Raw genomic sequence first — 26,983 nt, 5'->3', positions numbered from 1 at the left:
GGGACGGTGCTGGCCGCGATCACCTGCACAAGGTCACTACTCGTCTCGCCCGTGTTGCGATTCTCACCGACCCCGGAGGGACGGTGCTGGCCGCGATCACCTGCACAAGGTCACTACTCGTCTCGCCCGTGTTGCGATTCTCACCGACCCCGGAGGGACGGTGCTGGCGATGCGCTCGACGAAGTCCTTGGTCTTCGTCTCCCGTTGCGATTCTCATCGACCCCGGAGGGACGGTGCTGGCACCCTGCGACGCTGGCACAACCGCTCTTGCCATGAGGGTTGCGATTCTCACCGACCCCGGAGGGACGGTGCTGGGTGGCGGCCCGCCGGGACGCGGGCCCGCAGGCCGCCCTGTTGCGATTCTCACCGACCCCGGAGGAACGGTGCTGGGCTGAGGGGTCGAGGTGTCGTGTTGGGGCGGGCCGAAGGTTGCGATTCTCACCGACCCCGGAGGAACGGTGCTGGGGCTTAACGCCAACGTGGCCAAGGAGGGTCATTCCTTCGGTTGCGATTCTCACCGACCCCGGAGGAACGGTGCTGGAGACTCGGCGGGACCCTCAATGGTCCACGTAGGCCATGTTGCGATTCTCACCGACCCCGGAGGAACGGTGCTGGGAGTTCCTCATCCAGGGCCGTGCCCGGCCGGTAGACGTTGCGATTCTCACCGACCCCGGAGGAACGGTGCTGGTCGCGCAGGGTGGCGGCGGTCTTCGGGGCGCAGTGCAGGTTGCGATTCTCACCGACCCCGGAGGAACGGTGCTGGAGTTCTTGAGCTGGGATTTTAGCCTTTTTTGAGGGAGAAGCGTCCCGGCGGGCAAGGAAGATGTCTGATTTATGGCGAAATCCGGTTCGGAACAGGCGGCGTGTCGCGCGCATACCGGGGGTTCCTAGATCATTAAGGGACTACGAAAAACAACAGGCCGCGTGCATCTATCACGCCCGGCATCGTCCAGCACTTGAGGTTGACACAGGGAGGGATGCCTTTAGCCTCTGGTAACCCCTTCGGCCAGATCACGGTCACTCGCACACCGCGTCGCCGAGCTTCCGCTACGACGTCCGCCGTCTCGCATCACTACAGGTTCATCGGCCGAGCCCGGTATCGCCTCGTTACGCGCGATATGCGCGTTTCAGCTCTCGTGGTCGAAATCCGTAGACTTGCGATCATGAAGATGCACATCGAGCTGGTGGCGATCGTCGTGGACGACTATGACCGGGCCATCGAGTTCTTCACCGGTGCCCTGGGCTTCGAGCTGGTCGAGGACTCGCCGTCGTTGACGAACGACGGCCGCCCGAAGCGGTGGGTCGTCGTCCGGCCACCGGGAGGTGAGACCGGCATTCTCCTCGCCCGTGCGGACGGCGAGCGCCAGGCCGCCGTCGTCGGGGAGCAGTTCGCCGGACGGGTGGGGTTCTTCCTGCGGGTGGACGACTTCGACGCCGCGTACGCGCGGATGGTGGCGGCCGGGGTCGAGTTCGTGACCGCACCGCGCACCGAGCCGTACGGGCGGATCGTCGTCTTCCTGGACATCTCCGGCAATCGATGGGACCTGCTCGGCCCGGCCTGAACACGGAAACGGACACGGACACCAAAACGGACAGCGGCTGTCACGTGGCGAAACCGAATCCCGGCGGAAAGCGGAAAGTGGATTCCGCCGGGATCCCGGTGAAAGGTCTGCCCGCAAGATATGTAGCAGAAAAGGTGCAAGCGAGTATCTAGCGTGATGCAATGGTCCGCTGACACGATCGGGGCTGCTTTGAAGGAGGCTCCCGTGCGTCGTTCCATCCCCCTGGCTCTCATCGTCGCGATCTTCGCGCTGTCGGGGACAGTGATCTCTCCCGCCCAGGCCGTGGCCGGGCCGTGCAAGCCTGGCCAGGGCGTCAACCTGCGCGGCAAGGACTTCACCCGGGGTGCCCAGCTCCCCGCCAGCCTGCGCTGCGCCGACCTGACCAGGGCCAAGCTGGACAGCGTGGAGCTGCTCCAGAAGGACCTCACCGGAGCGATCCTGCGCGACGCCTCGCTCAAGAAGGCCAACCTCACGCAGGCCACGCTGAAGTACGCCGACCTGCGGGGCGCCAACCTCTCCGAGGCCGACCTGGGGCAGATGCACGCCGACCACGCCGATCTGCGGGGCGCGATCCTGATCGACGCCGAGGCGGGGCAGGCGGAGTTTCCGCACGCGAACCTGACCGGGGCGACCCTGACCAGGGCCGAGCTGACCCAGGTCGACTTCACCAACGCCAAGCTGGTCGACGCCGACCTGGAGGAGAGCACCCCCGGCCAGCTCAAGGCGCGCAAGGCCGACTTCACCAGGGCCAAGCTCCGCGAGGCCAAGATGAGCCAGGCGAACCTGCGCAACGCGACGTTCAAGGACGCCGACGTGAGCGAGGTCGAGTTCACCCAGGCCGAGCTGGACGGCGCCGACTTCACCGGCGCGCTGGTCGAGGGCGCGTCCTTCACCCAGGCCGACGACGCCGACCTCACCGGTTCCAAGGGCAACCCCACGGGCGTCACCCTCGCGGTGCCGACCTCGCTGCCCGACCTCGACATCTTCGGGGCCAAGAAGGGGGCCGAGGAGACGGAGGCCCCGCAGGACGAGGCCGTCCAAGGCGGTGGCCCGTCCGTGGGGCTGATCATGGTCGTGCTCAGCGCGGTGGGCCTGGCGGTGACCGTGGTGGCCTGGGGCGTCAGCGCCCAGCGGCGGACCCGGCGCAACGCCCAGTTCGCCCTGATGCGGCGCGGCGCCGAGGAGGACATCACCCGGCTGGGCGAGGAGATCGACCAGCTCGACTACGAGTTCCAGGTCAGCGGGCGCGGCGGCATGACCGCCGACCGCGACTGGCGCCTCGCCCTCGACGCCTACGAGGCGGCCAAGCAGGCCCTGCTGGTCGCCCGCCGCGACCAGGAACTGCACTTCGTGGCCCGCGCCGTCCAGGACGGCCGAGCCGCCCTGGGCCGCCTCCGCTCCCGCGTGCACTAGAGCGCGACGGGGCCCGGTGACGTACAGGAGCAGGACGGGTCAGATGCCGCTGGGGGTCATGGGCTGCATGAGGCGGCGGGCGGCCTCGGTGACGGAGCCGGACAGGGAAGGATAGACCGCGAAGGTGTGGGCGATCTGGTCGACGGTCAGCCGCTGCTGCACGGCGACCGAGACCGCGAGGATCAGCTCCGACGCGCGGGGGGCGACCACGACGCCGCCGAGGATGATGCCGGTGTTCGGGCGGCAGAACAGCTTCACGAAGCCGTCGTTGAAACCCTGCATCTTGGCGCGGGCGTTGGTGGCCAGCGGCAGCTTGACGACGTTGGCCTCGATCTCCCCGCTCTCGACCGCCCGCTCGGCGATGCCCACGGCGGCGATCTCGGGGTCGGTGAAGATGGCGGAGGCCACGGTGGCCAGGCGGAGCGGGTGCACGGCCTCGCCGAGGGCGTGCCAGACGGCGATCCGGCCCTGCATGGCGGCGACCGAGGCGAGCATCAGGACCCCGGTGCAGTCTCCGGCCGCGTAGACGCCGGGCGCGGAGGTGCGGGAGACCTTGTCGACCTGGATGAACCCGCCCTTGTCGAGGGTGACCCCGGCCTCCTCAAGGCCGAGCCCCGCGGTGTTGGGGACCATGCCGACCGTCATGAGGCAGTGGCTGCCCTCGGCGGTCCGGCCGTCCTCCAGGGTGACGACCACGCCGCCCGGGGTGCGCTTGACGGACTCGGCGCGGGAGCGGCCCATGACGTTCATGCCTCGGCGGCGGTACACCTCTTCGAGGACCTCGGCGGCGTCGGCGTCCTCGTTGGGCATCATGCGGTCGCGGGAGGAGACGAGCGTGACCTCCGAGCCCAGCGAGCGGTAGGCGCCCGCGAACTCCGCGCCGGTGACGCCGGAGCCGACCACGATGAGGTGCTCGGGCAGCTCCTCCAGGTCGTACAGCTGACGCCAGGTGAGGATGCGCTCGCCGTCGGGCTCGGCGCCGGGCAGGATGCGCGGGGTCGCGCCGGTCGCCACGATGACGACGTCCGCGCGGATCGTCCTGTCTCCGGCCCTGACCACCTGCGGGTCGACCAGCCGTCCCTCGGCCCTGACCACCTCGACGCCCTCGGCCGCCAGCCGGGCGGCGATGTCGGCGGACTGCGCGCGGGCGAGCTCCTTGACGCGCCTGTTCACCAGCGGCATGTCGGCGATGACGCCGCCGACGTCGCCGTCGGGGCCGCCGGTGTAGTGGACGCCCAGCATGCTGGCGTCGAGAAGCGCCTGCTTGCGCACCGAGGTGGCGATCAGCGTCTTGGACGGCACGCAGTCGGTGAGGACGCAGGCCCCGCCGGGGCCGTCCTGTTCGACCACGGTGACCTGCGCTCCCAGTTGGGCGGCGACCAGCGCCGCCTCGTATCCGCCGGGACCGCCACCGATGATCACTATCCTCGTCACATATCCCATTCTCCCGCATGACGGGACCGAAGCTCGCTCGGCATCCCTCTTAAGCCACGGAACCCCCACAAAACCATCGCGATTCCACCAGAGATCGGCGTGGCTTCGAAGCCGGGTGAGCGTCTCACGGATCTTGGATTAGTGTTGGTCACCGTGCCTGTCTACGCCGCTTACGGCAGCAACATGGACCCGAAGCAGATGGCCCAGCGGGCCCCTCATTCCCCGATCAGGGGGACGGGCTGGCTCCAGGGCTGGCGCCTGACCTTCGGCGGGAACGATCTCGGCTGGGAGGGCGCGCTCGCCTCCATCGTCGAAGACCCTGACGACCAGGTTTTCGTCGTCCTCTACGACGTGCCCGAGTGGGACGAGAGCTCTCTCGACCAGTGGGAGGGCGCGGCGCGCGGCCTCTACCACAAGGTCAGGCTCCGGGTGCAGACCATGGAGGGTGAGGTCGTGGCATGGTTCTACGTGCTCGACGGATACGAGGGCGGGCTGCCCTCGGCCCGCTACCTCGGCATCCTGGCCGAGGCCGCCGAGCGCGCGGGCGCCCCCGACGACTACGTCAGGGCGCTGCGCGGCCGTCCCTGCACCTCCCTGGGTGACCTCGGGTAACGGTGACCTCGGGTAACACAGGGAGCCCGGACGCACACGCGGGAGGTGCGGTTAACCGGGACGCCACCCCGCCTTCACCTGGAAAAATGTCATGATTCCCTGGTGAAGGAGATACCTCCCGAGGACGGAGAAACCGGGCGCCGGTCATCCCCGCGCGAGGTGACCTGGCTGTTCCTTCGGCTGGGCGTCATCGCCTTCGGGGGTCCCGCGGCGCACATCGCGATGATGCACGACGAGGTGGTACGGCGGCGCGGCTGGCTGACCGAGCAGCGCTTCCTCGACCTGGTCGGCGCGACCAACCTCATCCCCGGCCCCTCCTCCACGGAGCTGGCCATCCACATCGGCCACGAGCGCGCCCGGTGGCGCGGCCTGGTGTCGGCCGGGGTCTGTTTCATCCTGCCCGCCGCGCTCATGGTCGGCACGCTGGCTGCCCTGTACGTCCGCTACGGCCGCACCCCGGCGGTCAGCGGGATCCTGTACGGCATCAGGCCCGTCGTCATCGCGATCATCGTCTGGGCCCTGCTCTCCCTGGTCCGTACCGCGCTGGGGACCACGTACCTGTGGATCCTGGCCGGGAGCGTCCTGGTGGCCTACCTGCTCGGCGTGCACGAGCTGCTCCTGCTCGCCGCCGGGGGCCTGCTGACCGTGGCGGTGCGGGCGGCCTCCGCCCGGCGTTCCCGCCCGCGCGGGCCGGGACGGGAACCGCCCGCCGACGGCTCCCGGTCCGCGCGGGCGCTGCTGGCCGCGCCGCTGGCCCTGGCCGGCGGCCAGGACCCCGACCAGCTGCTCCGCCTCTTCCTCACCATGCTCAAGATCGGGGCCGTCCTGTACGGGAGCGGCTACGTCCTGCTGGCCTTCCTGGAGGGCGACTTCGTCGAGCGGCTCGGCTGGCTCACCGGCGCCCAGCTCGCCGACGCCATCTCGATCGGCCAGTTCACCCCGGGCCCGGTGTTCACCACGGCCACCTTCGTCGGCTACCTGGTCGCCGGGGTACCGGGCGCGGTCCTCGCCACGGTGGCGATCTTCCTGCCGAGCTTCCTGCTGGTCGGGCTGCTCACGAGGATCACCGACCGGATCAGGTCGAGGGCCTGGTCGAGCGCGCTGCTCGACGGGGTGAACGCCGCCGCGGTGGCGCTGATGGCCGGGGTGACGCTCCAGCTCGGCCGTACCTCCCTGGTCGATCCGCTCACCTGGGCGCTGACGGCCGGGGCGCTGCTGGCGCTGTGGAGGACGACGCTGAACTCGGCGTGGCTGATCGCGGCGGGAGCCGCGATCGGCCTGGTCTCGGTGGCCGTCACCCGGCTCGGCTGACCGCCACGGGCGGACCGGCGCCCTCCGCTGAACAGGGGACGCTGAGCAGGGGACACGGCGCGGCACGAGGACGGATGACCGGTACGCTCGGTGACGTGACCAATGACCCGTATGCACTCGCCACCAACGCCGCGGACGCGCTGAGAAGCGCCGTCGGCGTGGACTCCTTCGACGTCGCGCTGGTGATGGGCTCCGGCTGGGTCCCGGCCGCCGACGCGATCGGTGAGACGGTCGCCGAGATCCCGGTGACCGACCTGCCCGGCTTCGCGCCACCCGCCGTGCAGGGCCACGCGGGCCGCGTCCGCGCCGTACGGACCGAGTCGGGCAAGAACGTACTGATCTTCCTGGGCCGCACCCACCTTTACGAGGGCCGAGGCGTGGAGCCGGTCGTGCACGGTGTGCGGACCGCGATCAGAGCCGGGGCGGGCACGATCGTGCTGACCAACGCCGCCGGGGGCCTGCGCCCCGAGACCCAGGAGGTCGGCGAGGCGGTGCTGATCAGTGACCACATCAACCTGACCGGTGCCAGCCCGATCACCGGCGCCACCTTCGTCGACCTCACCGACGTCTACACCCCGCGCCTGCGCGAGCTGGCCCGCGAGGCCGACCCGTCGCTGGCCGAGGGCGTCTACGTGGCCTTCCGCGGCCCGACGTACGAGACCCCGGCCGAGGTCCGCATGTGCCGCGTCCTCGGCGGCGACATGGTGGGCATGTCCACCGTGCTGGAGGCCATCGCGGCCCGCGAGGGCGGCGCCGACGTGCTGGGCATCTCCCTGGTCACGAACCCGGGCGCCGGACTCGTGGGGGAGCCGCTCAACCACGAGGAGGTCCTGGAGGTCGGCCGCGCCACCGCCGCGCGCATGGGCGGCCTGCTGGCCAAGGTCGTCGGCAAGCTTTAGGGCCCGCATGCTCTGACAGGCCGCGGGAATCGGTTCCGCCGGGATCCCCTCCCGGCCGGGCCGGTCCCGGGAAACATCCGGCTTTCGAGAATCACCCTGGCTTCAGGGATCAACAGGAGGCGGGCCCGGCGAGCGGACGGGCCCCGCCCCGAGAGGTGACGATGAGCAGCGATCTCGCGGGGCTCGCCCGTTCCTGGCTGGCCCAGGACCCCGACCCCGACACACGCGCGGAGCTGGCGAAACTACTGGAGAGCGGAGACGGCGACGCGCTGCGCGAGCGGTTCGGCTCCAGGCTGGAGTTCGGCACCGCCGGGCTCAGGGGTGAGCTGGGCGCCGGGCCCAACCGGATGAACCGGGTGACGGTCATGCGCGCCGCGGCCGGGCTGGCCCGCGTTCTCGGTCCCGGCAAACACGTCGTGATCGGCTACGACGCCCGGCACAAGTCGGACACCTTCGCCCGCGACACCGCGGCCGTGCTCACCGGGGCCGGGCTGCGTGCCTCGGTCCTCCCCCGGCCGCTGCCCACCCCCGTGCTGGCCTTCGCCGTCCGCCACCTCGGCGCCGACGCGGGCGTGACCGTCACCGCCAGCCACAACCCGCCCCGCGACAACGGCTACAAGGTCTACTGGGGCGACGGCTCCCAGATCGTGCCGCCGGTCGACGCGGAGATCTCCGCCGCCATCGACGCGACGGGGCCGGTCTCCGAGCTGCCCCTCGGCTCCCCCGGCGACCCCGCCTGGAGCGAGCTGGACGACGGCATCGTGGCCGCCTACCTGGCGGCGGTGGCCGCGCTCCCGATCGGTGACGCCCGCGAGCTGCGGGTGGCGTACACCCCGCTGCACGGCGTGGGCGGCGACACCCTGGCCAGGGCCTTCGTCGCGGCCGGGTTCGACGCGCCCGCGACCGTCGGGGCGCAGGCCGAACCCGACCCCGACTTCCCCACCGTCGCCTTCCCCAACCCGGAGGAGCCCGGCGCGATGGACCTCGCGCTGGAGCTCGCGGAGCGGATCGGCGCGGACCTGGTGCTGGCCAATGACCCCGACGCGGACCGCTGCGCGGTGGGCGTGCCGCTGCCCGGCGGCGGCTACCGGATGCTGACCGGCGACGAGGTGGGCGCCCTGCTGGGCGAGCACGTGATCCGGCGTACCTCGGGCGACGGCCGCCTGGTGGCGACCACCATCGTGTCGTCGTCCCTGCTCGGCAAGATCGCCACAGGGTACGGGGTGCGCTACGCCGAGACCCTGACCGGCTTCAAGTGGATCATGAAGGCCGGTGAGGGCCTGCTGTTCGGGTACGAGGAGGCGCTGGGATACAGCGTCGGCTCCGACCTCGGGCTGCCCGTACACGACAAGGACGGCATCGGCGCGGCGCTGACCGTGGCCGGGATCGCCGCGCGGGCCAAGCTGGAGGGCCGCGGCCTGCTCGACCTCCTGGACGACCTGGCACGCCGTCACGGCCTGCACGCCACGTCCCAGCTGTCGTTCCGGGTGGCCGACCTGTCGCTGATCACCGGGGCGATGGCCCGCCTGCGGGCCGCGCCGCCCGCGCGGCTCGGCGGCCGCGAGGTCGAGGCGGCCGACGACCTGAGCCTCGGCGCGGGCGGGTTGCCGCCCACCGACGGCGTCCGCTACCACCTGGCCGGAGGCGCCCGGGTCGTCGTCCGCCCCTCGGGCACCGAGCCCAAGCTCAAGTGCTACCTGGAGGTCGTGGTCCCGGTGACCGGCGAGGTTCCGGCCGCCCGGGAGCGGGCCGTACGGGATCTCGACGCCCTGAAGGCCGACCTCACCGAGGCCCTCGGCCTCTGACGAGGCGCGGCCGGTGCGGTCAGGCGAGGAAGGCGGCGACCACCAGCAGGACCGCGACCGCGAAGGCCGCCAGGGCGTCCGGCGCCCAGGTCACCTTGGGGGCGCCGGTCCCAGCTTCGGGCTTTCCTCCGGTCGCCGCCGGGGTCCCGGTCGTCGAGACCGCGTGCCTGGCGGCCTGCGCGCGTTCGGTGATCTGCTCGGCCACCCAGTCGGCGTGGGTCCTGCCCGCCAGCGCCTCGGCGGCGGCCTGCTCGCCCTTCGAACGGACCGGCTCGGTTTTGAAGCGGCCCCGCGTGGCCACGGGCTTCCCCCTGCGTGCGGCCGCCGCCCGCTCGCGAGCCGAGGCCTGCGGCACCCAGCAGCGGACGCTCTCACCACCGGAGGTGATCGTGATCGAGTGGGAGGCCGTGACCTCGTCCACGTCTCGCCAGGGCACGAAGGCGTTCCTCAGCGGGTTGCGGACCCGGACGCCCTCCTCGGAGAGGATGACCGCCGGGCGCAGGCAGGTGACGAAGACCAGCGCGGTCAGCACCCCCAGCACCGCCGCGGCGACCATCGACGTCTGCCCGTTGTAGCGGACGACCAGATCGATCGCGCTGAACGCGGCGAAGGCCATCCAGACCCAGCCGACGATCATCGCGAAGGTGGAGCGGAACACCTGCTTCATCGGAAAAGCTCACTTCACTCGGACGAGCCCGTTCACGCCTGCCACTTGAGGCGCGCGAAACCGGGCTTGATGACGCCGTTGATGAGCGACAGGCGCTCGTCGAACGGCAGGAACGCGGACTTCATCGCGTTGACGGTGAACCACAGCATGTCGTCCCAGCCGTAGCCGAACGCCTCCGACAGCTTGGCGAACTCTTCGGAGACGGACGTACCGCTCATCAGCCGGTTGTCGGTGTTGACCGTGACCCGGAAGTTCAGGCGGCGCAGCAGGCCGATCGGGTGCTCGGCGATGGAGGCCGCCGCACCGGTCTGCAGGTTGGACGTCGGGCACATCTCCAGCGGGATGCGCTTGTCGCGGACGTAGGCCGCCAGGCGCCCCAGCTTGGGCTCCCCGTCGCCCTGGACGGAGATGTCGTCGATGATCCGTACGCCGTGACCGAGCCGGTCGGCGCCGCACCACTGGATCGCCTGCCAGATCGACGGCAGGCCGAACGCCTCACCGGCGTGGATGGTGAAGTGGGCGTTCTCCCGCTGGAGGTACTCGAAGGCGTCGAGGTGGCGGGTGGGAGGGTAGCCCGCCTCCGCACCGGCGATGTCGAACCCGACCACCCCGCTGTCGCGGTAGCGGACCGCGAGCTCGGCGATCTCCATGGACCTGGCCTGGTGGCGCATGGCGGTGAGCAGCGTGCCCACCCGGATGCCACGGCCCTCGGAACCGGCGCCGAAGCCCTCCTGCACGGCCTCGATGACCTCTTCGAGGCTGAGGCCCTCGGAGGTGTGCTGCTCGGGCGCGTAACGCACCTCGGCGTAGACAACACCGTCGTCCGCCAGGTCCTCGGCGCATTCGGCGGCGACCCTGACCAGCGCCTCGCGCGTCTGCATGACGCCGACCGTGTGGTCGAAGGTCTCCAGGTAGCGCTCCAGCGAACCGGAGTCGGCGGACTCCCTGAACCAGGCGCGCAGGCTCTCCGGCTCGGTCGCGGGCAACCTGTCGTAGCCCGTCTCGCGGGCCAGGTCGATGATGGTCTCCGGCCGCAGGCCACCGTCGAGGTGGTCGTGGAGCAACACCTTCGGAGCCAGGCGGATCTGCTCGAAAGTGGGTAGCTGACTCATTTGGCAACCTTACCGTCGGGGGCCTGACCAGTCGGCCTGTGCGGAGACACCGCCACGGCCCGGCCTCGGGATGTTCACACGGGTGTCCCCTGCAGGGGGACGTCGCGCCGGTCCCGGTACCGAGACGCCGGGACCGGCGCGTGACGAGCCGTCACCAGGTGTCGCCCTGCTTACTCGCCGTCGTTACTCGCCGTCGCGGTTGACGGTCTCCGGAGAGAAGGCGGGCAGGCAGACGGCGACGTACTCGGCGCCGTCCGAGCCGGTGCTGTAGCGGATCCGCTCCCCCGGCTCACACACGAACACCTGCCCGGCGCCGACCTCGGTCGTGCCCCCGTCGTGCTCCACGATGACGGTGCCCTTGAGCACCAGCGTGTACTCGGCGAACTCCGGGGCCTGGGCGGGCTCGTCCCACCCGGGCGGGGCTTTCATGTGCGCGATCGAGATCTGGGCGTCACCGCTGTTGGCCAGACCGACGTATTCGTCGATCGTCTTGCCACCCGGGACGGGAATCCGTGTCGCGCTGTCGATTTTGCGTACCATCGGACCAGTCTGTCACCGGTCTCGGGGTGCGACGCCTCCCAGCGCCCCTTGCACTCCCGTCGGTGCTTCCGGGTACCTGTGCCCGCCGTGCTTTCGGTGCTTTCAGTGTGCGATGTCGACGACCAGCCGGTACGGGCTCTTCTGCTCCAGCACCCGGAACGGCGCCTTGCGGTCGAGGACGACGCCCACGCTCACCACGCCCTCGAAGTCGCCTATCTTGACCACGTTCTGGACGTTGCCCAGCTGGGTCTGGAAGATCGGGCCGCCCTTCCAGGTCGTCTTTCCCGCCTCGGTGTGCGCGACGGCCGGGGTCATCGTCAGCCGCAGGTAGGCCCCGCCCTTGACGTCGACCCGGTCTCCCGAGCCGTCCTGGAGGAGCTCGGGCACCCACCGCGCGGTGTAGCCGGGCAGCTCGCCCTTGAGATCGATCACCACCCGGTCGAACCCCGGGTGCTCGGCGAACCGGGCTCCGGTGACGGTCGGCTGGGTGGCGGTGTCGCGGTCGACCTTGATCTCCTTGGTGCTCGTCGGAGGGAGCAGTCCCGCCTGGGCGGCGGAGGACGCGGGGGTCGGCGTGGCCACCGAATCCGCCGGGGCCGTCGAGGACGGGGTCACCGGGCCTGCCGGGGACGGGGTCGCGGTCTGCGTGGCCGAGCCGCATCCGGCCGCGAGCAGAAGCACGGGGACGAGCGCGAGGGGAACGAGCGTGCGGTTCATGATGAGCCTCCTGCCCCGTTAGATGCTCAGGTCTCCGGAGAGGTTCACCTCCGGCCGCCCACATGCACCCTGGCCGGATCGTGACACCTTGTCGAGGGGGGAGTCAAGCACCTGGATCACGGCGGGAGGGGTGGCGGATCGCGGCGAGAACCTCGGCGTTCCGGGGGAAGAGACTCCGGGGAGTCCAGGGAGTCTAAGGGAACAGGCTCAGGGAAAGAGGCTCCGGGAAAGCCGAAAGGTGCCGCCGCCGGGCCCCGGTGTCCGGCGGCGGCACCCCTCGTCTCCCCCGGCCCCGCGTTCCCTTACGACGCGGAGACGCGAGAGGTTCCCGGGAAGAACGAGAACGGTCAGACGGTTTCCAGCACCTTCTCCCCCTCGGCCGCGACGGTCGCGCGGCGGGTACGGAGACCCGTGAGGGCGACCACCAGGCCGACCAGGGCGAGGATCCCCGAGACCGTGATGGCGGCGCGGAAGGTGCCGATCGGGTCGGCGCCCGTACCGGAGGTGAGGACGGCCGTCACGACGGCCAGCACGACCGCGCCGCCGACCTGCCCCGAGGTGTTGAGCAGGCCGGAGGCCAGCCCCTGCTCGTCGTCGGCCACCCCGTTGGTGGCCTGGATGTTCAGCGAGGGGAAGGACAGGGCGAACGCGACGCCCAGCAGGACCATGCCGGGGATGATCAGCGTGGCCAGGCTGGGGTCACCGTTCACCCGGAGGAAGAACGCGTACCCGGCGGCCAGGGCGGCCGAGCCGATCACGATCAGCCGGGCGGTGCCGAACCGGTCGGCCAGCTTGCCCATCCTGGTGGAGGTCACCGCCACCAGGAGCCCGGCGGGCAGGAAGGCCAGCGCGGTCTCCAGGGCCGACCAGTGCAGGAAGTTCTGGAAGTACTGCATGGCGACGAACTGGAAGCCGACGTAGGAGCCGAACAGGATCACGAGCCCCAGGTTGGCGCGGACGATCGGGCCGGAACGCAGGATGCCGAGGCGTACCAGCGGGTGCTTGACGCGCAGTTCGGCGTACACGAAGACGGCGAGCAGCAGGGCGGCTCCCAGCAGCGAGGCGATCGTGCGCGGCGAGCCCCAGCCCGCGCCGGGCGCCTCCACCACTGCGTAGACGAGCAGCAGCATGGAACCGGTGATGGTGACGGCGCCGATGAGGTCGTGGCCGCCCTCGGCGCGTTCCTCCCGCTGCCGGGGAAGGAACTTCAGGGCCGCGACCAGCGCGATGATCGCGACGGGGACGGGCATGAGGAACGTCCATCGCCAGCCGATTTCGGTCAGGAATCCCGAGATGACGAGTCCCAGGGAGAAACCGCTGGCACCGGAGGCGGTGAAGACGCTGAGAGCCCTGTTGCGGGCAGGTCCCTCGGCGAAGGTGGTGGTGATGATGGAGAGCGCGGCGGGCGCGGTGAAGGCGGCGCTGACGCCCTTGACGAAGCGGGCCGCGATCAGCAGCGTGCCGTCGTTGACGAGGCCGCCGAGGAGCGAGGCCACGGCGAAGACCGCGAGGGCGACCAGGAAGACCCTGCGACGCCCGAGCAGGTCGGCGGTCCTGCCGCCGAGGAGGAGCAGCCCGCCGTAGCCGAGCACGTATCCGCTGACCACCCACTGCAGGGAGGACGTGGACAGCCCCAGGTCCGCCTGGATGGACGGCAGGGCGACTCCCACCATCGAGACGTCGAGGGCGTCAAGGAAGATCACGGCGCAGAGCACGGCGAGCGCCGCCCACAGGCCCGCGCCCCAGCGCTCGTCGGCCGGTGAAGAGGGTGGAGCCGTTGAAGTCGATGCAGGGGTCATGTCGTCCGACGATACATGCAGGCGCATCTAATGCAAAGGCATTTAATTCCTGTGCATTTAATGTTCACGCATGGTACGATCCCCGGCATGAACGACGAGTCCACGGTCCGCGCGTGGCGTGAGGTGCTCGCCAAGCACGCCACGACCGCCTGCGCGCTGGAGCGTGAGCTCTCCGATCGTCACCGGCTCGGCATGAGCGAGTTCGAGGTCCTGGAACGGATGGTCGAGGGCGGCCGGGGCAAATACCGGGTTCAGGAGATCGCCGACGCGGTCCACCTGAGCCAGAGCGCCTGCTCCCGGCTGATCGCCCGCCTGGAGAAGGCGGGCCTGGTGACCCGCCGCATCTGCGAGGACGACCGGCGCGGCATCTTCGTCGGCATCACCGAAGACGGCCGCGAGCGCCACGCGACCGCCCTGCCCACCCACCGCGCCGTGATCGGTGAGATCTTCGGCTCACCGGCCCGCGAGGAAACCGGCGGGAGCTGGGAACACAGCGGGAAGGCACGGGAAGACGGCGACAAGGCCCGGGAGCACGGCGGGGAAATCCGGGACAACGGCGACGAGGTACGGGAAAAAGCCGACGTACCCTGCCCGCGACTGTCCGCCCCCACCGCCCTCCAGACGTCCTCCTAAGCACCCCGAGTCCACGACAGCACCCCGGGGTCCACGACCGGCCCCCAACCGGGACCTCACGGCCGACCCGGCCGGACCAACCGAAACCCGCAGCCACCTCGACCGGTCCACAAGCCCCACGACCGACCCAGCCGGACCAGCCGAAGCCCACAGCTGCCCCCGTACGCAAGCCCCACGACCAACCAAGCCGAAGCTCGCAGCTACCCCGCTCCGCAGGCCCCGCGTACCGGCCCGGCCGGGTCCCGGCGCGGGAGCGTCACCGCCTCAGGCGGTGACGCGGTCGATCACCAGGGGGAGCAGGTCCGGGTCGGCGATCTCGCCGATGGTGTAGGCGCCTTCCAGGGCGGCGAGCGCCCGCTCGAAGCGCGAGGTCTCGTCGGCGTGCAGCGTCATCAGCGGCTGCCCCTCGCGGACCAGGTCCCCCGGCTTGGCGTGCAGCACGATGCCCGCGCCGAACGACACCGGGTCCTCCTTGCGCTCCCGGCCCGCGCCGAGCCGCCAGGCCGCCAGGCCCACACCGTACGCGTCGAGCCTGGACAGCACGCCGGACGAGGGAACGGTGATCTCCACGGTCTCGGCGGCCCTGGGCAGCAGGGCGTCGGGGTCACCGCCCTGGGCGGTGATCATCCGGCGCCAGGCGTCCATCGCCGAGCCGTCCGCGAGGGCGCGCTCGGGGTCCTTGGCCCCGGACAGGCCCGCCGCCCGGAGCATCTCCCGCGCCAGCCGTACGGTCAGCTCGACCACGTCGGCGGGCCCGCCTCCGGCGAGCACCTCGACCGACTCGGTGACCTCCAGGGCGTTGCCCACGGCCCGGCCCAGCGGCCGGTCCATCGCGGTCAGCAACGCGACCGTGTTGACCCCGGCGTCGGTGCCCAGCTCGACCATGGTCGTGGCCAGCTCGCGGGCCTGCTCCACGTTCTTCATGAAGGCCCCGGAGCCGACCTTGACGTCCAGGACGAGCGCGCCGGTGCCCTCCGCGATCTTCTTCGACATGATCGAGGAGGCGATCAGCGGGATCGCCTCGACGGTGCCGGTGACGTCGCGGAGCGCGTACAGCTTCTTGTCGGCGGGGGCGAGACCGTCGCCCGCCGCGCAGATGACCGCCCCGGCCTTGCCGAGCACGTCGAGCATCCCGTCGTTGGACAGGGACGCCCGCCAGCCGGGGATGGACTCCAGCTTGTCCAGGGTGCCGCCGGTGTGGCCGAGTCCCCTGCCGGACAGCTGGGGCACGTACCCCCCGCACGCGGCGACCAGCGGCGCCAGCGGCAACGTGATCTTGTCACCGACGCCGCCGGTGGAGTGCTTGTCGGTGGTGGGTCCCGGCAGCGACGACCAGTCCATCCTGGACCCGGAGCGGATCATGGCCTGGGTCCATCCGGCGATCTCCCGCCGGTTCATGCCGTTGAGCAGGATCGCCATCGCGAGCGCGGACATCTGCTCGTCGGCGACGACCCCCTTGGTGTAGGCGTCGATCACCCAGTCGATCTGCTCCGCCGACAGCTCCCTGCCGTCCCTCTTGGTGACGATGACGTCGATCGCGTCCATGCTCAGGCCCCCCGGCTCAGGTCGTCGGGCCCGAAGGCGTAGGGAAGGATCTCCGCCATCGGCTTCGGGCCGTCAATGGTCTCCAGCAGCAGCTCAGGGCCGCCGAACTCGTACAGGAGCTGACGGCACCTGCCGCACGGCATGAGGAGCTCCTCGTGCCCGTCGACGCAGGTGAACGCGACGAGACGGCCGCCGCCGGTGGCCTGGAGCGAGGACACCAGCCCGCACTCGGCGCACAGCCCGAGGCCGTAGGAGGCGTTCTCGACGTTGCAGCCGGACACGATCCGCCCGTCGTCCACCAGCGCGGCGGCGCCGACCGGGAACTTGGAGTACGGGGCGTAGGCGTGGCCCATGGCCCGTACGGCCTCGGCCTTCAGCGCCGCCCAGTCGATGCTCGCCCTGATGCCCGCCCCGGTGCTCGGTTCACTGCTCGGTTCGGTGCTCATCTCGCCGCCCATCGAATCAGATCCGCTCGTGAGGTGCACGTGACGGTCACTTACCCTGTCCCCTGCGGTACGGCGCGCCGATGGCGGCGGGCGCGCGGAGCCGCTGCGCCGCCAGCGACAGCACCAGCAGCGTGGTGATGTGCGGGGTGACGGAGGTGAACTCCGACGGGATGGTGTCGGTCAGCGCGAACACGACGAACACCGCGACCGTCGCGACCCCGGTGATCAGCGCGGCCCGCGTCCGGTTCTGCCGTACGAGCTGGTAGACGGCGACCGCGGCGAGCAGGATCGTCACCACGAGCAGCAGCGCGTGCACCGACTCGCCGCCCCTGCGCAGCTGGAGCGCGTCGGTGTAGCCGAACAGCACCGCGCCCCCGGCCAGCCCGCCCGGCCGCCAGTTACCGAAGATCATGGCGGCGAGGCCGATGAAGCCGCGCCCGCCGGTCTGCCCCTCGCGGTAGGCGCTGGCGGCCACCTGCGCGAGGAACGCGCCGCCCAGGCCGGCCAGGGCGCCGGAGACGAGCACCGCGATGTACTTGTAGGTGTAGACGTTGACGCCCAGCGACTCCGCGGCCACCGGGCTCTCCCCGCACGAGCGCAGGCGCAGGCCGAACGCCGTACGCCACAGCAGGTAGTACGAGAGCGGGACGAGCAGGATCGCCAGGATCGTCAGCAGCGAGACGTTCGTGGTCAGGCCGCGCAGGATGCCCGCCACGTCCGACAGCAGGAACCACTGCTTGGCCTCCAGCGCCCTGAGCGGGTCCCCGATCAACGGCACGCTCACCACGCCGGGCTTGGGCACGGGGGGCGACTGGGAGTCGCCGCCGCCCGGCATCTCGGCGAAGGTGACCTTGGACAGGAACTCGGTGACGCCCGCACCCAGGATGTTGATCGCGACACCGGAGATGATGTGGTCGACGCCGAACGTCACGGTGGCGATCGCGTGCAGCAGGCCGCCCAGAGCACCGCCGACCAGGCCCGCCACCACACCCGCCCACGGGTTGCCGAACTGGAGGGCGCCCCAGGCACCGCACCAGGTGCCCAGGATCATCATGCCTTCGAGGCCGATGTTGACCACTCCGGCCCGCTCGGACCACAGGCCACCGAGGGCGGCCAGGCCGATGGGCACGGCCAGCGCGATGGACGCGTTGATCGCGCCCGCCGAGGTGAGGTCGACCGCGCCGGTGACGGTCCGCGCGAACGAGAGCAGCAGGACGAGCGCGCCGAGACCGAGCAGCAGGACCCGCCAGGTGACCCTGAACCTGCGGGCGGGGGTCTTCGGCTCCAGGAAGGGAGCCTCCGGTGTGGTGAGGGCACCCTGGCTCATGCCGGCGTTCCTTCCCTGGTCGGGGTGGCGCTCGCCAGCTGGCGACTCACCCGGCGCTGCTCGGCGGAGATCTGGTAGCGGTGGACCAGCTCGTAGGCGATGATCACCGCGAGCACGATCGTGCCCTTCATGATGGTGACGATGTCCGGGGAGATCTTCATGACCTGCAGGATGCCCGCCGAGGCTTCGAGGAAGGCCCACAGCAGGGCGCCGAACGCGATGCCGACCGGGTGGTTGCGGCCGAGCAGCGCGATCGCGATGCCGATGAAGCCGAGACCCGGCGGGAAGTCCAGGGCATAGCTGTAGGAGGCCCCGAGCAGCTGCGGCATGCCGACCAGGCCGGCCGCCGCACCGGACAAGATCATCGAGATGAGGATCATCCGCTTGACGTTGACGCCGCTGGCCACCGCGGCCGTCTCCGAGCGGCCGGTGGCGCGCAGGTCGAAGCCGAAGCGGGTCCGGTTGATCACCACGTGGTAGAGGACGCCCATCACGACCGCGAGGATGATCAGGCCGAACACCTTCGTCTGGGTGCCGGGGATGATCTCCATGCCGGGCACCTGGCCGGAGGGGCCGATCGGCTTCGTGCCGATGTTGTTGCTGCCCGCGATCTCGACCGCGAGGCGCTCCTTGTTGAGCAGCCAGGAGCCGAGCGCGGTGGCGATGGCGTTCAGCATGATCGTGGAGATGACCTCGCTCACCCCGCGCCGCACCTTGAGCAGCCCGGCGATCGCCGCCCATCCCGCGCCGACCAGCATGGCGACGAAGATGATCAGCGCGACGTGCAGCGGGCCCGGCAGGACGACCGCGCCGCCGACGGCCGCGGCGGTGAGCGCCGCCAGGCGGTACTGGCCGTCGACGCCGATGTTGAAGAGGTTCATCCTGAACCCGATCGCCACCGCGAGCGCGGACAGGTAGTAGGTCGTCGCGTAGTTCAGGGTCAGCACGATCGAGCGCGGCCGGATGCCGTACTCGCCCATGACGGCCAGCGTGTCGAGCGGCGGGGCGCCGGTGATCGCCAGGATGACCATGGTGATCAGCGCGGCGAACACGATGGCGACGAGCGGGGCGACGAGCGAGAGCAGCCCCGTCGGCGAGACCCGCCCGAGCAGCCGGTCGGTGAAGGTGGACTTCTCCTGGCTCATCCGCGCGTCCCGGGGGGCGTGTGCGACGTGTAGGTGTTCATACCGTCTCTCCGGCACCCGTCTGCGTGGGTGTTCATGCTGTTTCTCCAGCACCCGTCTGCGTGGGGGTCCATGCCACCTCTCCCGCGCCCGTCTACGTGGGTGTTCATGCCGCCTCTCCCGCACCCGTCATGGCCGAACCGAGCCGCTCGGGTGTCACGTCCTTGGGATCGACCTCGGCGACGATCCGGCCGCGCAGGATCACCTTCAGGGTGTCCGACAGGCCGATGAGCTCGTCGAGGTCGGCCGAGATCAGCAGGACCGCCAGGCCCGCGGCACGCGCCGCGCGCAGGTGGTCCCAGATCGCGGCCTGGGCGCCCACGTCGACGCCGCGCGTCGGGTGGGACGCGATCAGGAAGACGGGCTCCCCGCTCATCTCCCGGCCGACGATCAGTTTCTGCTGGTTGCCGCCGGACAGGGCCGCGGCGTCCACGTCGATGCCCGGGGTCCTGACGTCGTACGCCTCGACGATGCGCCGGGTGTCCTCGCGCGCGCCCGCGCGGTCGATCCAGGGACCCTTGACGTTGGGCCGCCGGGTCTGGTGGCCGAGGATCCGGTTCTCCCAGAGCGGGGCCTCAAGCAGCAGGCCGTGCCGGTGGCGGTCCTCGGGGATGTAGCCGATGCCCGCCTCGCGGCGGCGCAGTGTCGTCCAGGCGGAGATGTCGTGCTCGCCGAGGCGGATCTCGCCCTCGGCCGCGCGCATGCCCATGATGGCCTCGACCAGCTCTGCCTGGCCGTTGCCCTCGACCCCGGCGACGCCGAGCACCTCACCCTTGCGGATGTCGAAGGTGACGTCGTCCACGACGCGGCGGTCCTCGGCCGAGTGGACGGTCAGGCCGCGCACCGACAGCGCCACCACGTCGGTGACCGTGGACTCGCGGGTCTCCGGGCTGGGCAGCTCGCTGCCGACCATCAGCTCGGCCAGCTGCCTGGCGGTGACGTCCTTGGGATCCACGCTGGCCACGGTCGTGCCGCGCCGGATGACGGTGATGGCGTCGGCGACCGAGAGCACCTCGTCCAGCTTGTGCGAGATGAAGATGATCGTCAGCCCCTCGCGGACCAGCTCGCGCAGGTTGGCGAAGAGCTCCTCGACCTCCTGCGGTACGAGCACGGCGGTCGGCTCGTCCAGGATGAGGATCCGGGCGCCCCGGTAGAGGACCTTCAGGATCTCCACCCGCTGGCGGGCCCCGACGCCCAGGTCCTCGACGGTGACGTCGGGGTCGATGCCGAGGCCGTACGAGTCGGAGATCTCGCGGATCCTGCTTCGCGCGGTGCCGAAGTCGAGGGCGATCCCGCCCTTGCGGGGCTCGCTGCCGAGGATCACGTTCTCCAGGACGGTCAGGTTGTCGGCCAGCATGAAGTGCTGGTGGACCATGCCGATGCCCACGGCGATCGCCTCCGCGGGGGAGCGGAAGCTCACGTCCTTGCCGTTGACGCGGATCTGCCCCTCGTCCGGGCGCTGCATGCCGTACAGGATCTTCATGAGGGTGGACTTGCCCGCGCCGTTCTCGCCGACGACGGCGTGCACGTGCCCCTGCCGCACGGAAAGGGAGATGTCGCGGTTGGCGACGACGCCGGGGAATCGTTTTGTGATGCCCGAGAGTTCGACGGCCGGTGCCGAGGTGCTGATGACGGCCTCCTCCGTACGGATGCCCCGATACGGAACGTGGTGGTCAGAGAGGAGAAAAGGGCCCGGGGGAAATGTCCACCGGGCCCCTCATTAGTACCAGGTCAGGAGGTCTTGTCCGGAACGGTGAGCTCACCGGAGATGATCTTCTGCTTGTACTCGTCGAGCTTGGCCTTGATGTCGTCGACCTGGCCACCGGTGGTGGAGTAGTCGACGCCGTTGGCCTTGAGGTCGTAGATCGTGTTGCCCGACTTCACCGCGTTGGTGGTGAAGCTCTTCAGGAAGTCGAAGACGGCGACGTCGACCTTCTTGAGCATGGAGGTCATGATGACGCTCTGCAGCTCGGGGGCGGCGGTCTTCGCCTGGTCGGAGTCGACGCCGATGGCCAGGCCCTTGGCGGCCTTGGCGGCCTCGAAGACGCCGCCACCGGAACCGCCCGCGGCCTGGTAGACCACGTCGGCGCCCGCGTCGAACATGCCCTCGGCCGCGGTCTTGCCCTTGGCCGGGTCGCTGAAGCCGGTGAAGTCCGGCGGCTGGGTGAGGTACTTGACCTCGATCTTCACATCCGACTTGACCGCCTTGGCGCCCGCGGCGAACCCGGCCTCGAACTTGTTGATCAGCGGCACCTGCACGCCGCCGACGAAGCCCACGTGGTTCTTCTTGCTCTTCAGCGCCGCCGCGGCGCCGACCAGGAAGGAACCCTCGTGCTCGGCGAAGAGGAGGTTGGAGATGTTGGGCGCGACGGCCGCGGCGTCGTCGACGATCGCGAACTTGACGTCCGGGAACTCGGTCGCGACCTTCTTCACCGGGTTGGAGTACGCGAAGCCCACGGCGATGATCGGGTTGAAGCCGCCGTCGGCGAGCAGGCGGAGCCGCTCCTCCTTGGCCGCCTCGGTCTCGCCGTTCCCGGCCTCCAGCTCGCTGACCTCGGCCAGGCCCAGCTCGGCCTTGGCCTTGTCGAGGCCCGCCGCCGCGGAGTCGTTGAACGACTGGTCACCACGCCCGCCGATGTCGTACGCGAGACCGACCTTCGGTCCCGTCGCCGCCGGCGCCTCGCTGCTGGCGGCCCCGCTCGGTGCGGCCGACGTGGTCGGTTCCTCGCTTCCACCACACGCGGCAGCTCCCATGAGCATGCTGCCCGCCAGTGCGGTCGCGGCCAGCTTGCCGAATCGGTTCTGAAGCAAGATGGACTCCCTTCGCGTTTCAGTGCACGCGCGAAGAGACGCACGGCAACCCTGCACGGAAGATAGTTGGTCCATCAGGGTTGACCAAACCAACGCATGAGTCCGCAACAGGTCCGTTATCCAGCTCAGGCCACCTTGTGACCCAAAAACCGGACATGGTTACCTGTCGGTAGCTCCGGACGTCCGCCACGGCCTGGCGTTGGCAGGTCCGCCCGGCAGTCGACGACCTTCTTCGGGAGTCGTCGACTGGTTCCTCAGGATATGTCCGGACTTTTCAGCTGACTAGATGTCAGGAACGCGCTAGTTGTCAGCGTTCACGGCCATGAGGGCCTCGCCCGCGACGGGACGCTGCCCCTCCCACAGGGCCGTCAGCGCGGTCGCCGCCAGGAAACGCACCCCGGTGCCGATGGCGCTCTCGTCCACGTCGAAGGTGCCCTGGTGGATGTCGGCCAGGTGCGCGGAACCCGGCTCGCGGGTGCCGAGCCTGGCGAACGCGCCGGGGATGGACTCCAGGTACCAGCCGAAGTCCTCGCCGCCCAGGCTCTGCTCCGTCGGCACGGGGGCGCCCTCGCCGAGCACGCCCTCCGCGGCCTCGGCCAGCATCTGCACGCTGACCTTGTCGTTGACCACCGGCGGCACGCCGCGCACGTAGTCCATCTCGGCCTCGACGCCGTACGCGCCGGCGACCGACTCCAGCAGCGACTTGATCATGTCGGGGGCCGCGTGCCAGGCCGCCTCGTCCAGGCAGCGCACGGTGCCCTCGGCGACGCCGTCGTCCGGGATGGCGTTGGCCACCGAGCCCGCCTCGACCCGGCCCCAGACCAGGCTGAGCGAGGAACGGGGGTCGATCCGGCGCGAGAGCGCGGCGGGCAGCTCGGTGAGGATCTTGGCGAGCGCGAAGACGAGGTCCGCGGTGAGGTGCGGCCGGGCGGTGTGGCCGCCGGGACCGCTCACCCGGATCGTGACCCTGTCGCAGGCCGAGGTGATGGGACCGGCCTTGAGGCCGACCTTGCCGACGTCCAGGCGGGGGTCGCAGTGCAGGCCGAAGATGCGGTCGACACCGCTGATGCCGCCCGAGGCCATGACCTCCAGCGCGCCGCCGGGAAGCTCCTCGGCGGGCTGGAAGATCAGCCGGACCCGGCCGGGCAGCAGCCCCGCCTCGGCCTGCTGGGCGAGGAAGAGCGAGGTGCCGAGCAGGATCGTGGTGTGCACGTCGTGGCCGCAGGCGTGGCACACGCCGGGGACCGTCGAGCTGTAGGAGACGTCCTTCTCGTCCGGCACGGGCAGCGCGTCGATGTCGGCCCGCAGCGCCACGGTCGGGCCGTCGCCGCTGCCGACGTCGCAGAGCAGGCCGGTGCCGCGCGGCAGCACCGAGGGGACCAGCCCCGCGGCGGTCAGGCGCTCGGCGACGCGCTGCGTCGTGCGGTATTCGGCGAACGCGAGCTCGGGATGCATGTGCAGGTCTCGGCGGAAGTTGATGAGCTCCTGCTCGCGACCGGCGAGGAACGTGTCGAGTTCTCCCCGCAAATTACGCCCCCGCATTGCTCACCGTCCCATCCGCGCCGGCGGGCCTGGATCCTCGACGCACCGTGCCACTGCCCAGGATCTCGAAACCCATGAGGCAGTCTCGAAAAAAAGCGATCGCCGCACCGACGGGCCGGAGTGGGTTCTCACGGGCCGCATCAGCACGGACTGGTGGTCACCGACGCGGAAACGGCAGGCCGGTGGCCCGGGGAAGCCGCCGCGTTGGCGATGACAACGACTTTATCTCTCCCCCCGAGCAGCTCGCCGACATCTAGGCCAAATGTTTTGTCACCCCATGCCCCACTCGTACACCTTCCGCCCCGGGAGGACCAGGAAAGATAGCCCAAATTGACTATGAGACGATGGTCGGGTCGGGTGAGGGCAGGTCCAGGGGGCGGTCACTCCCAACCCGTTTCCAAACATCGCCGACCTGGCAATTTACGTGACCTCAGGTGCCGGTCATCGAACCCGGCGGAGTGATGTAAACAGGAGGAATGCGTGTTTCACTCCTCACATGATCACTAACATCCCATTCGGGGAGAGGCAGTCGCGTTTGAGCATATTCGAACCGGACGAGGGCACCCTTGTGGTCCTTCCCTCGTTGTCGCTTCCCCAGGATGAGTTGCGCAGGATCACCGGAGCGCTCTGCTACGAGGAGCGGCTGATGTTCCTCCTCCTCACCCTGAGGAAGCCCGGAGTCGAGGTCGTCTACCTGACCTCGATGCCGGTGGACAGCGCGGTCGTGGACTACTACCTGGGCTTCCTCGACGACCCGGACGAGGCCCGCACGCGCCTGCAAATGATCAGTTTGGATGATCCCGACACGCACCCGCTCACCGAGGCGCTGCTGCGCCGCCCGGACGCGATCGCGCGCATCCGCGCCGCCCTCGGCGACGACCCCTCCGGCGGGAACGACAGGTCCTCCGGTGTGAACGACAGGGACGGCAGGCCCGCGTGGATGGTGCCGTTCGTGGTGAGCGAGTACGAGGAGCGCCTGGCCGGGATCCTCTCCCTGCCGGTGTACGGCCCCGCCACCTCCCTGGCCCACCTGGGCTCCAAGAGCGGCGGGCGCGTGATCGGCGACGAGGCCGGGGTACCGCTGGTCAGGGGCTTCGGCGACCTGCGCTCGCTGATCGAGGTGGAGCACGCCGCCCGCGCGATGAGTCCCACGAGCAGGCTGATGGTCAAGCTCAACAACAGCTACTCGGGGCTCGGCAACGCCATCGTGACCAAGGACGACCGGCCGCTCGCCTCCTGCCCCACGAGCTTCTCCGCGTCGGACGAGAGCTGGACGACGTTCGCCGAGAAGGTCGCCGAGCGGGGAGCGGTGATCGAGGAGTTCATCGAGGACCGGCCCCTGCACTCCCCCAGCGCGCTGGCGCGGATCACCCCCGGCGGCGCGTACGACGTGGTCGCCACCCACGAACAGGTTCTTGGCGGCCCCAACGGCGACGTCTACCAGGGCTGCAGCTTTCCCGCCCGGCAGGAGTACCGGGCCGAGCTGGGCGCGCACGCCGAGCGGATCGCCAGGATCCTCGCGGGCCGCGGGGTGGTGGGGCTGTTCGGCATCGACTTCTTCGCCGTCAAGACCGACGGTGGCTACCGGACGCTGATGTGCGAGATCAACCTGCGCATCGGCGGCACCACCCACCCGTTCGGCGCCGCCCTCCTGACCACCGGCGCGTCGTACGACCCGGAGAGCCACACGCTCGTGCACGCGGGACGGCCGAAGCACTACGTGGCGACGGACAACTGCGCCGCGCCCGCCCTCCGGGGCCGTCCGCCCGGGGAGGTGGTCAAGCTGGTCCACGACGAGGGCCTCGGCTTCGACCGCGAGAGACGCACCGGGAACGTGTTGCACATGCTGGGCGGGATCACGAAGTACGGCAAGCTCGGGTTCACCAGCATCGGCGACTCCGCTGAGGAGGCCGCCGAGCTGCACCGGAGGACGCTGGTCACGCTGCGCCGGACCGCGTAGGAGGCCGCCGGACAGCGGCGCCGCGCGGAAGGGCAGGAGGCCGCCGGGCTACACGGGAGAACGGCGGTCACGCCGCGCCAGGCCGCGGAGGCCGATCACCCCGAGCGCGACCGCCAGCACGATGTTGACGCCGATCAGGATTCCGTGGACCACGTAGAAGGCCGTCGGATGGCCGTCCGCGAGATTGAAGCCAAGGGTGATCCATTCGAAGATCATGAAAGCGGCAAGGCCGATCAGAAAAGCGGCGATCTTTCGCGTTATTTGCATGATGTTCAGTATTCCGCTGAGTGGCACGTAGCTGGTCAGGGCACCTGTAACTCCATGCGAACCGGTACGAAGCTACCCTGAGATCATCATGGGGATCAAACATGTCGCGCCCGTCGGGGTGCTGCTCGCGGCGACCGCCCTCCTTGGCGCGCCCGCACAGGCCCGGGTCGCGGACGTGCCCGCCACCGGCCCGCTGGACCTGCGCACGGGTGCCGTTCCGGCGCACGGACGAACAGGTTCGTCCGTAGGTGCCGGTCCACAGGCGGGCCCGCGCACGCACCGCGAGAAGGAGCCGGTCGGCGGCACCCGGCTCGGCGGGCGGGGCCTCATCGTCCCCGAGGGCGTGAAGGGCCCTCCCAAGACGGCCGCGAAGGCGTACGTGGTCGCCGACGCCGAGACCGGCGAGGTGCTGGCCGCCAAGGACGCCCACGGGCGCTACCTTCCCGCGAGCACGCTGAAGGCGCTGACCGCCCTCACCCTGATCCCGAAGCTGGACAAGGACCGGAAGATCAGGCCGAGCAGGCGCGCGGTGAACGAGGAGGGCAGCGCGGTCGGCCTGGTCCCCAAGCCCATCTACACCGTCGAGGACCTGTTCAAGGCGCTGATGCTGGTCTCGGGCAACGACTGCGCGATGGCGCTGGCCGAGGCCAACGGCGGCCTCACCGCGACCCTGGCGGACATGAACGCCGAGGCCAAGCGGCTGCAGGCGTTCGACACGGTGGCCAAGACCCCGAGCGGGCTGGACAAGCCCGGCCAGAGCAGCTCGGCCTACGACCTGGCGCTGATCGCCCGCGCCGGACTGGCCAACGCCGATTTTCGGCGATATATCAGCACAAAGACCGATAAGTTCCCGGCGCCCAAGGGCTACTACGAGATCGGCAACCACAACAAGCTGCTCTGGCGCTACAAGGGCATGATCGGCGTCAAGAACGGCTGGACCTCCAAGGCCCTGGGCAGCTTCGTCGGCGCGGCCAAGCGCGACGGCCACACCGTCATCGTGTCGATCATGCGTCACGACGGCTACTTCTGGGAGGAGGTCGCCGACCTGCTCGACTGGGGCTTCGCCAACCGCGGCAAGGTCGTCCCGGTCGGAAAGCTGGTCGACCCGATCCCCGATCCCGCCCCGCTGCCCACCGCGCCCGCCGCTCCCAACGTCCCGGCGACACCCGCGGTCCGGGCCCCCGTCTCCGCGCAGGACCCGGCCGCGGCCTCCCGGCCCGCCGACGAGGGCATCCCGGCCGGGTACTACGCCCTCGGCGCCGCCCTGCTCGGCGGCCTGACCTGGCTGGCGTACGGCCTGCGGAGGCGCTCCCGCCGGGCGCGCTGACGGTGCCGCCCACCGCCCGGAGCGACCGCTCCGGGCGGTACGTGCGACCGGAGTGACCATTTGGACGGTA

23 protein-coding genes and 1 CRISPR repeat array are annotated in these 26,983 nt (G+C 70.3%); of the genes, 9 read left to right on the top strand and 14 right to left on the bottom strand.

The window, feature by feature from the left end; translation table 11 throughout:
• Positions 1–53: 53 nt before the first annotated feature.
• Positions 54–763: direct repeats of the CRISPR family, unit length 37 nt; unit sequence GTTGCGATTCTCACCGACCCCGGAGGAACGGTGCTGG.
• 400 nt (positions 764–1,163) lie between these two features.
• Positions 1,164–1,562, top strand: coding sequence for a VOC family protein (locus ACW9TB_RS21315; RefSeq protein ID WP_472749783.1), 399 nt, complete (start codon positions 1,164–1,166; stop codon positions 1,560–1,562).
• A 204-nt stretch (positions 1,563–1,766) separates the two neighbouring features.
• Positions 1,767–2,975 (top strand): pentapeptide repeat-containing protein, encoded by a 1,209-nt coding sequence (locus tag ACW9TB_RS21310; RefSeq protein WP_472749782.1) that lies wholly within the window; start codon positions 1,767–1,769, stop codon positions 2,973–2,975.
• A gap of 39 nt (positions 2,976–3,014) precedes the next feature.
• On the opposite strand, the gene ACW9TB_RS21305 is transcribed toward ACW9TB_RS21310, so the two are convergent.
• Entirely contained in the window at positions 3,015–4,409 is a 1,395-nt protein-coding gene (locus ACW9TB_RS21305) for an NAD(P)H-quinone dehydrogenase (RefSeq protein ID WP_472749781.1), read from the bottom strand.
• 153 nt (positions 4,410–4,562) lie between these two features.
• Between ACW9TB_RS21305 and ACW9TB_RS21300 the strand changes: the two genes are divergently transcribed.
• From ACW9TB_RS21300 to ACW9TB_RS21285, 4 genes are all read left to right on the top strand, one after another.
• Complete coding sequence (locus tag ACW9TB_RS21300; RefSeq protein WP_472749780.1) at positions 4,563–5,021, top strand: gamma-glutamylcyclotransferase family protein; 459 nt, start codon at positions 4,563–4,565, stop codon at positions 5,019–5,021.
• A gap of 102 nt (positions 5,022–5,123) precedes the next feature.
• Positions 5,124–6,332, top strand: a complete 1,209-nt coding sequence (gene chrA, locus ACW9TB_RS21295; RefSeq protein WP_472749779.1) for a chromate efflux transporter — start codon at positions 5,124–5,126, stop codon at positions 6,330–6,332.
• A 95-nt stretch (positions 6,333–6,427) separates the two neighbouring features.
• Positions 6,428–7,231 (top strand): purine-nucleoside phosphorylase, encoded by an 804-nt coding sequence (locus ACW9TB_RS21290; RefSeq protein WP_472749778.1) that lies wholly within the window; start codon positions 6,428–6,430, stop codon positions 7,229–7,231.
• Positions 7,232–7,392: 161 nt separating this feature from the next.
• Positions 7,393–9,036: a phospho-sugar mutase gene (locus ACW9TB_RS21285; protein WP_472749777.1), complete on the top strand. Its 1,644-nt coding sequence runs from the start codon at positions 7,393–7,395 to the stop codon at positions 9,034–9,036.
• Between the two features lie 19 nt (positions 9,037–9,055).
• Here ACW9TB_RS21285 and ACW9TB_RS21280 read toward each other — a convergent pair whose 3' ends face one another.
• The 5 genes from ACW9TB_RS21280 to ACW9TB_RS21260 form a co-directional block, all read right to left on the bottom strand.
• Positions 9,056–9,703: a PH domain-containing protein gene (locus ACW9TB_RS21280; protein WP_472749776.1), complete on the bottom strand. Its 648-nt coding sequence runs from the start codon at positions 9,701–9,703 to the stop codon at positions 9,056–9,058.
• 32 nt (positions 9,704–9,735) lie between these two features.
• Positions 9,736–10,815, bottom strand: coding sequence for an adenosine deaminase (locus ACW9TB_RS21275; protein WP_472749775.1), 1,080 nt, complete (start codon positions 10,813–10,815; stop codon positions 9,736–9,738).
• A gap of 183 nt (positions 10,816–10,998) precedes the next feature.
• Positions 10,999–11,355 (bottom strand): cupin domain-containing protein, encoded by a 357-nt coding sequence (locus tag ACW9TB_RS21270; RefSeq protein WP_472749774.1) that lies wholly within the window; start codon positions 11,353–11,355, stop codon positions 10,999–11,001.
• A 102-nt stretch (positions 11,356–11,457) separates the two neighbouring features.
• Entirely contained in the window at positions 11,458–12,072 is a 615-nt protein-coding gene (locus ACW9TB_RS21265; RefSeq protein ID WP_472749773.1) for an AMIN-like domain-containing (lipo)protein, read from the bottom strand.
• 347 nt (positions 12,073–12,419) lie between these two features.
• Positions 12,420–13,871: an MFS transporter gene (locus ACW9TB_RS21260; RefSeq protein WP_472749772.1), complete on the bottom strand. Its 1,452-nt coding sequence runs from the start codon at positions 13,869–13,871 to the stop codon at positions 12,420–12,422.
• An 87-nt stretch (positions 13,872–13,958) separates the two neighbouring features.
• Between ACW9TB_RS21260 and ACW9TB_RS21255 the strand changes: the two genes are divergently transcribed.
• The gene (locus ACW9TB_RS21255; protein ID WP_472749771.1) at positions 13,959–14,504 is read left to right on the top strand and encodes a MarR family winged helix-turn-helix transcriptional regulator; all 546 of its coding nucleotides are present in this window, start codon (positions 13,959–13,961) and stop codon (positions 14,502–14,504) included.
• 264 nt (positions 14,505–14,768) lie between these two features.
• Here ACW9TB_RS21255 and ACW9TB_RS21250 read toward each other — a convergent pair whose 3' ends face one another.
• The 7 genes from ACW9TB_RS21250 to ACW9TB_RS21220 form a co-directional block, all read right to left on the bottom strand.
• Positions 14,769–16,049 (bottom strand): thymidine phosphorylase, encoded by a 1,281-nt coding sequence (locus tag ACW9TB_RS21250; RefSeq protein ID WP_472749770.1) that lies wholly within the window; start codon positions 16,047–16,049, stop codon positions 14,769–14,771.
• Positions 16,050–16,051: 2 nt separating this feature from the next.
• Complete coding sequence (locus ACW9TB_RS21245; RefSeq protein WP_472749769.1) at positions 16,052–16,495, bottom strand: cytidine deaminase; 444 nt, start codon at positions 16,493–16,495, stop codon at positions 16,052–16,054.
• Between the two features lie 46 nt (positions 16,496–16,541).
• Positions 16,542–17,822 (bottom strand): ABC transporter permease, encoded by a 1,281-nt coding sequence (locus ACW9TB_RS21240; protein WP_472749768.1) that lies wholly within the window; start codon positions 17,820–17,822, stop codon positions 16,542–16,544.
• Entirely contained in the window at positions 17,819–18,967 is a 1,149-nt protein-coding gene (locus ACW9TB_RS21235) for an ABC transporter permease (RefSeq protein ID WP_472749767.1), read from the bottom strand. The genes ACW9TB_RS21240 and ACW9TB_RS21235 overlap by 4 nt, the downstream gene beginning before the upstream one ends.
• A 145-nt stretch (positions 18,968–19,112) precedes the next feature.
• Positions 19,113–20,636 (bottom strand): ABC transporter ATP-binding protein, encoded by a 1,524-nt coding sequence (locus tag ACW9TB_RS21230; RefSeq protein ID WP_472749786.1) that lies wholly within the window; start codon positions 20,634–20,636, stop codon positions 19,113–19,115.
• 101 nt (positions 20,637–20,737) lie between these two features.
• Entirely contained in the window at positions 20,738–21,817 is a 1,080-nt protein-coding gene (locus ACW9TB_RS21225) for a BMP family lipoprotein (RefSeq protein ID WP_472749766.1), read from the bottom strand.
• A 300-nt stretch (positions 21,818–22,117) separates the two neighbouring features.
• Positions 22,118–23,359, bottom strand: coding sequence for a M20 family metallopeptidase (locus tag ACW9TB_RS21220; RefSeq protein WP_472749765.1), 1,242 nt, complete (start codon positions 23,357–23,359; stop codon positions 22,118–22,120).
• Between the two features lie 535 nt (positions 23,360–23,894).
• On the opposite strand from ACW9TB_RS21220, the gene ACW9TB_RS21215 reads away from it, so the two are divergent.
• Complete coding sequence (locus tag ACW9TB_RS21215) at positions 23,895–25,319, top strand: peptide ligase PGM1-related protein (RefSeq protein ID WP_472749764.1); 1,425 nt, start codon at positions 23,895–23,897, stop codon at positions 25,317–25,319.
• Between the two features lie 48 nt (positions 25,320–25,367).
• Here the strand turns inward: ACW9TB_RS21215 and ACW9TB_RS21210 are convergent, their stop codons facing one another.
• Positions 25,368–25,613, bottom strand: coding sequence for an SCO4848 family membrane protein (locus ACW9TB_RS21210; protein ID WP_472749763.1), 246 nt, complete (start codon positions 25,611–25,613; stop codon positions 25,368–25,370).
• 61 nt (positions 25,614–25,674) lie between these two features.
• Between ACW9TB_RS21210 and ACW9TB_RS21205 the strand changes: the two genes are divergently transcribed.
• A complete protein-coding gene (locus ACW9TB_RS21205) occupies positions 25,675–26,913 on the top strand; it encodes a D-alanyl-D-alanine carboxypeptidase family protein (protein WP_472749762.1) in 1,239 nt (412 codons plus the stop codon).
• The last annotated feature ends 70 nt before the right edge of the window (positions 26,914–26,983 follow it).

The sequence above is a fragment of the Streptosporangium sp. H13245 genome (assembly GCF_055690525.1).
This window is presented reverse-complemented; position numbering and strand designations above follow the sequence as displayed.

Bases quoted from the DNA above. Each gene is read 5' to 3' on its own strand.
- ACW9TB_RS21270 (WP_472749774.1), bottom strand. From the start codon at position 11,355: ATGGTACGCAAAATCGACAGCGCGACACGGATTCCCGTCCCGGGTGGC.
- ACW9TB_RS21255 (WP_472749771.1), top strand. From the start codon at position 13,959: ATGAACGACGAGTCCACGGTCCGCGCGTGGCGTGAGGTGCTCGCCAAG.
- ACW9TB_RS21235 (WP_472749767.1), bottom strand. From the start codon at position 18,967: ATGAGCCAGGAGAAGTCCACCTTCACCGACCGGCTGCTCGGGCGGGTC.
- ACW9TB_RS21245 (WP_472749769.1), bottom strand. From the start codon at position 16,495: ATGAGCACCGAACCGAGCAGTGAACCGAGCACCGGGGCGGGCATCAGG.
- ACW9TB_RS21220 (WP_472749765.1), bottom strand. From the start codon at position 23,359: ATGCGGGGGCGTAATTTGCGGGGAGAACTCGACACGTTCCTCGCCGGT.
- ACW9TB_RS21250 (WP_472749770.1), bottom strand. From the start codon at position 16,049: ATGGACGCGATCGACGTCATCGTCACCAAGAGGGACGGCAGGGAGCTG.
- ACW9TB_RS21275 (WP_472749775.1), bottom strand. From the start codon at position 10,815: ATGAGTCAGCTACCCACTTTCGAGCAGATCCGCCTGGCTCCGAAGGTG.
- ACW9TB_RS21280 (WP_472749776.1), bottom strand. From the start codon at position 9,703: ATGAAGCAGGTGTTCCGCTCCACCTTCGCGATGATCGTCGGCTGGGTC.
- ACW9TB_RS21315 (WP_472749783.1), top strand. From the start codon at position 1,164: ATGAAGATGCACATCGAGCTGGTGGCGATCGTCGTGGACGACTATGAC.
- ACW9TB_RS21285 (WP_472749777.1), top strand. From the start codon at position 7,393: ATGAGCAGCGATCTCGCGGGGCTCGCCCGTTCCTGGCTGGCCCAGGAC.
- ACW9TB_RS21265 (WP_472749773.1), bottom strand. From the start codon at position 12,072: ATGAACCGCACGCTCGTTCCCCTCGCGCTCGTCCCCGTGCTTCTGCTC.
- ACW9TB_RS21240 (WP_472749768.1), bottom strand. From the start codon at position 17,822: ATGAGCCAGGGTGCCCTCACCACACCGGAGGCTCCCTTCCTGGAGCCG.
- ACW9TB_RS21205 (WP_472749762.1), top strand. From the start codon at position 25,675: ATGGGGATCAAACATGTCGCGCCCGTCGGGGTGCTGCTCGCGGCGACC.
- ACW9TB_RS21260 (WP_472749772.1), bottom strand. From the start codon at position 13,871: ATGACCCCTGCATCGACTTCAACGGCTCCACCCTCTTCACCGGCCGAC.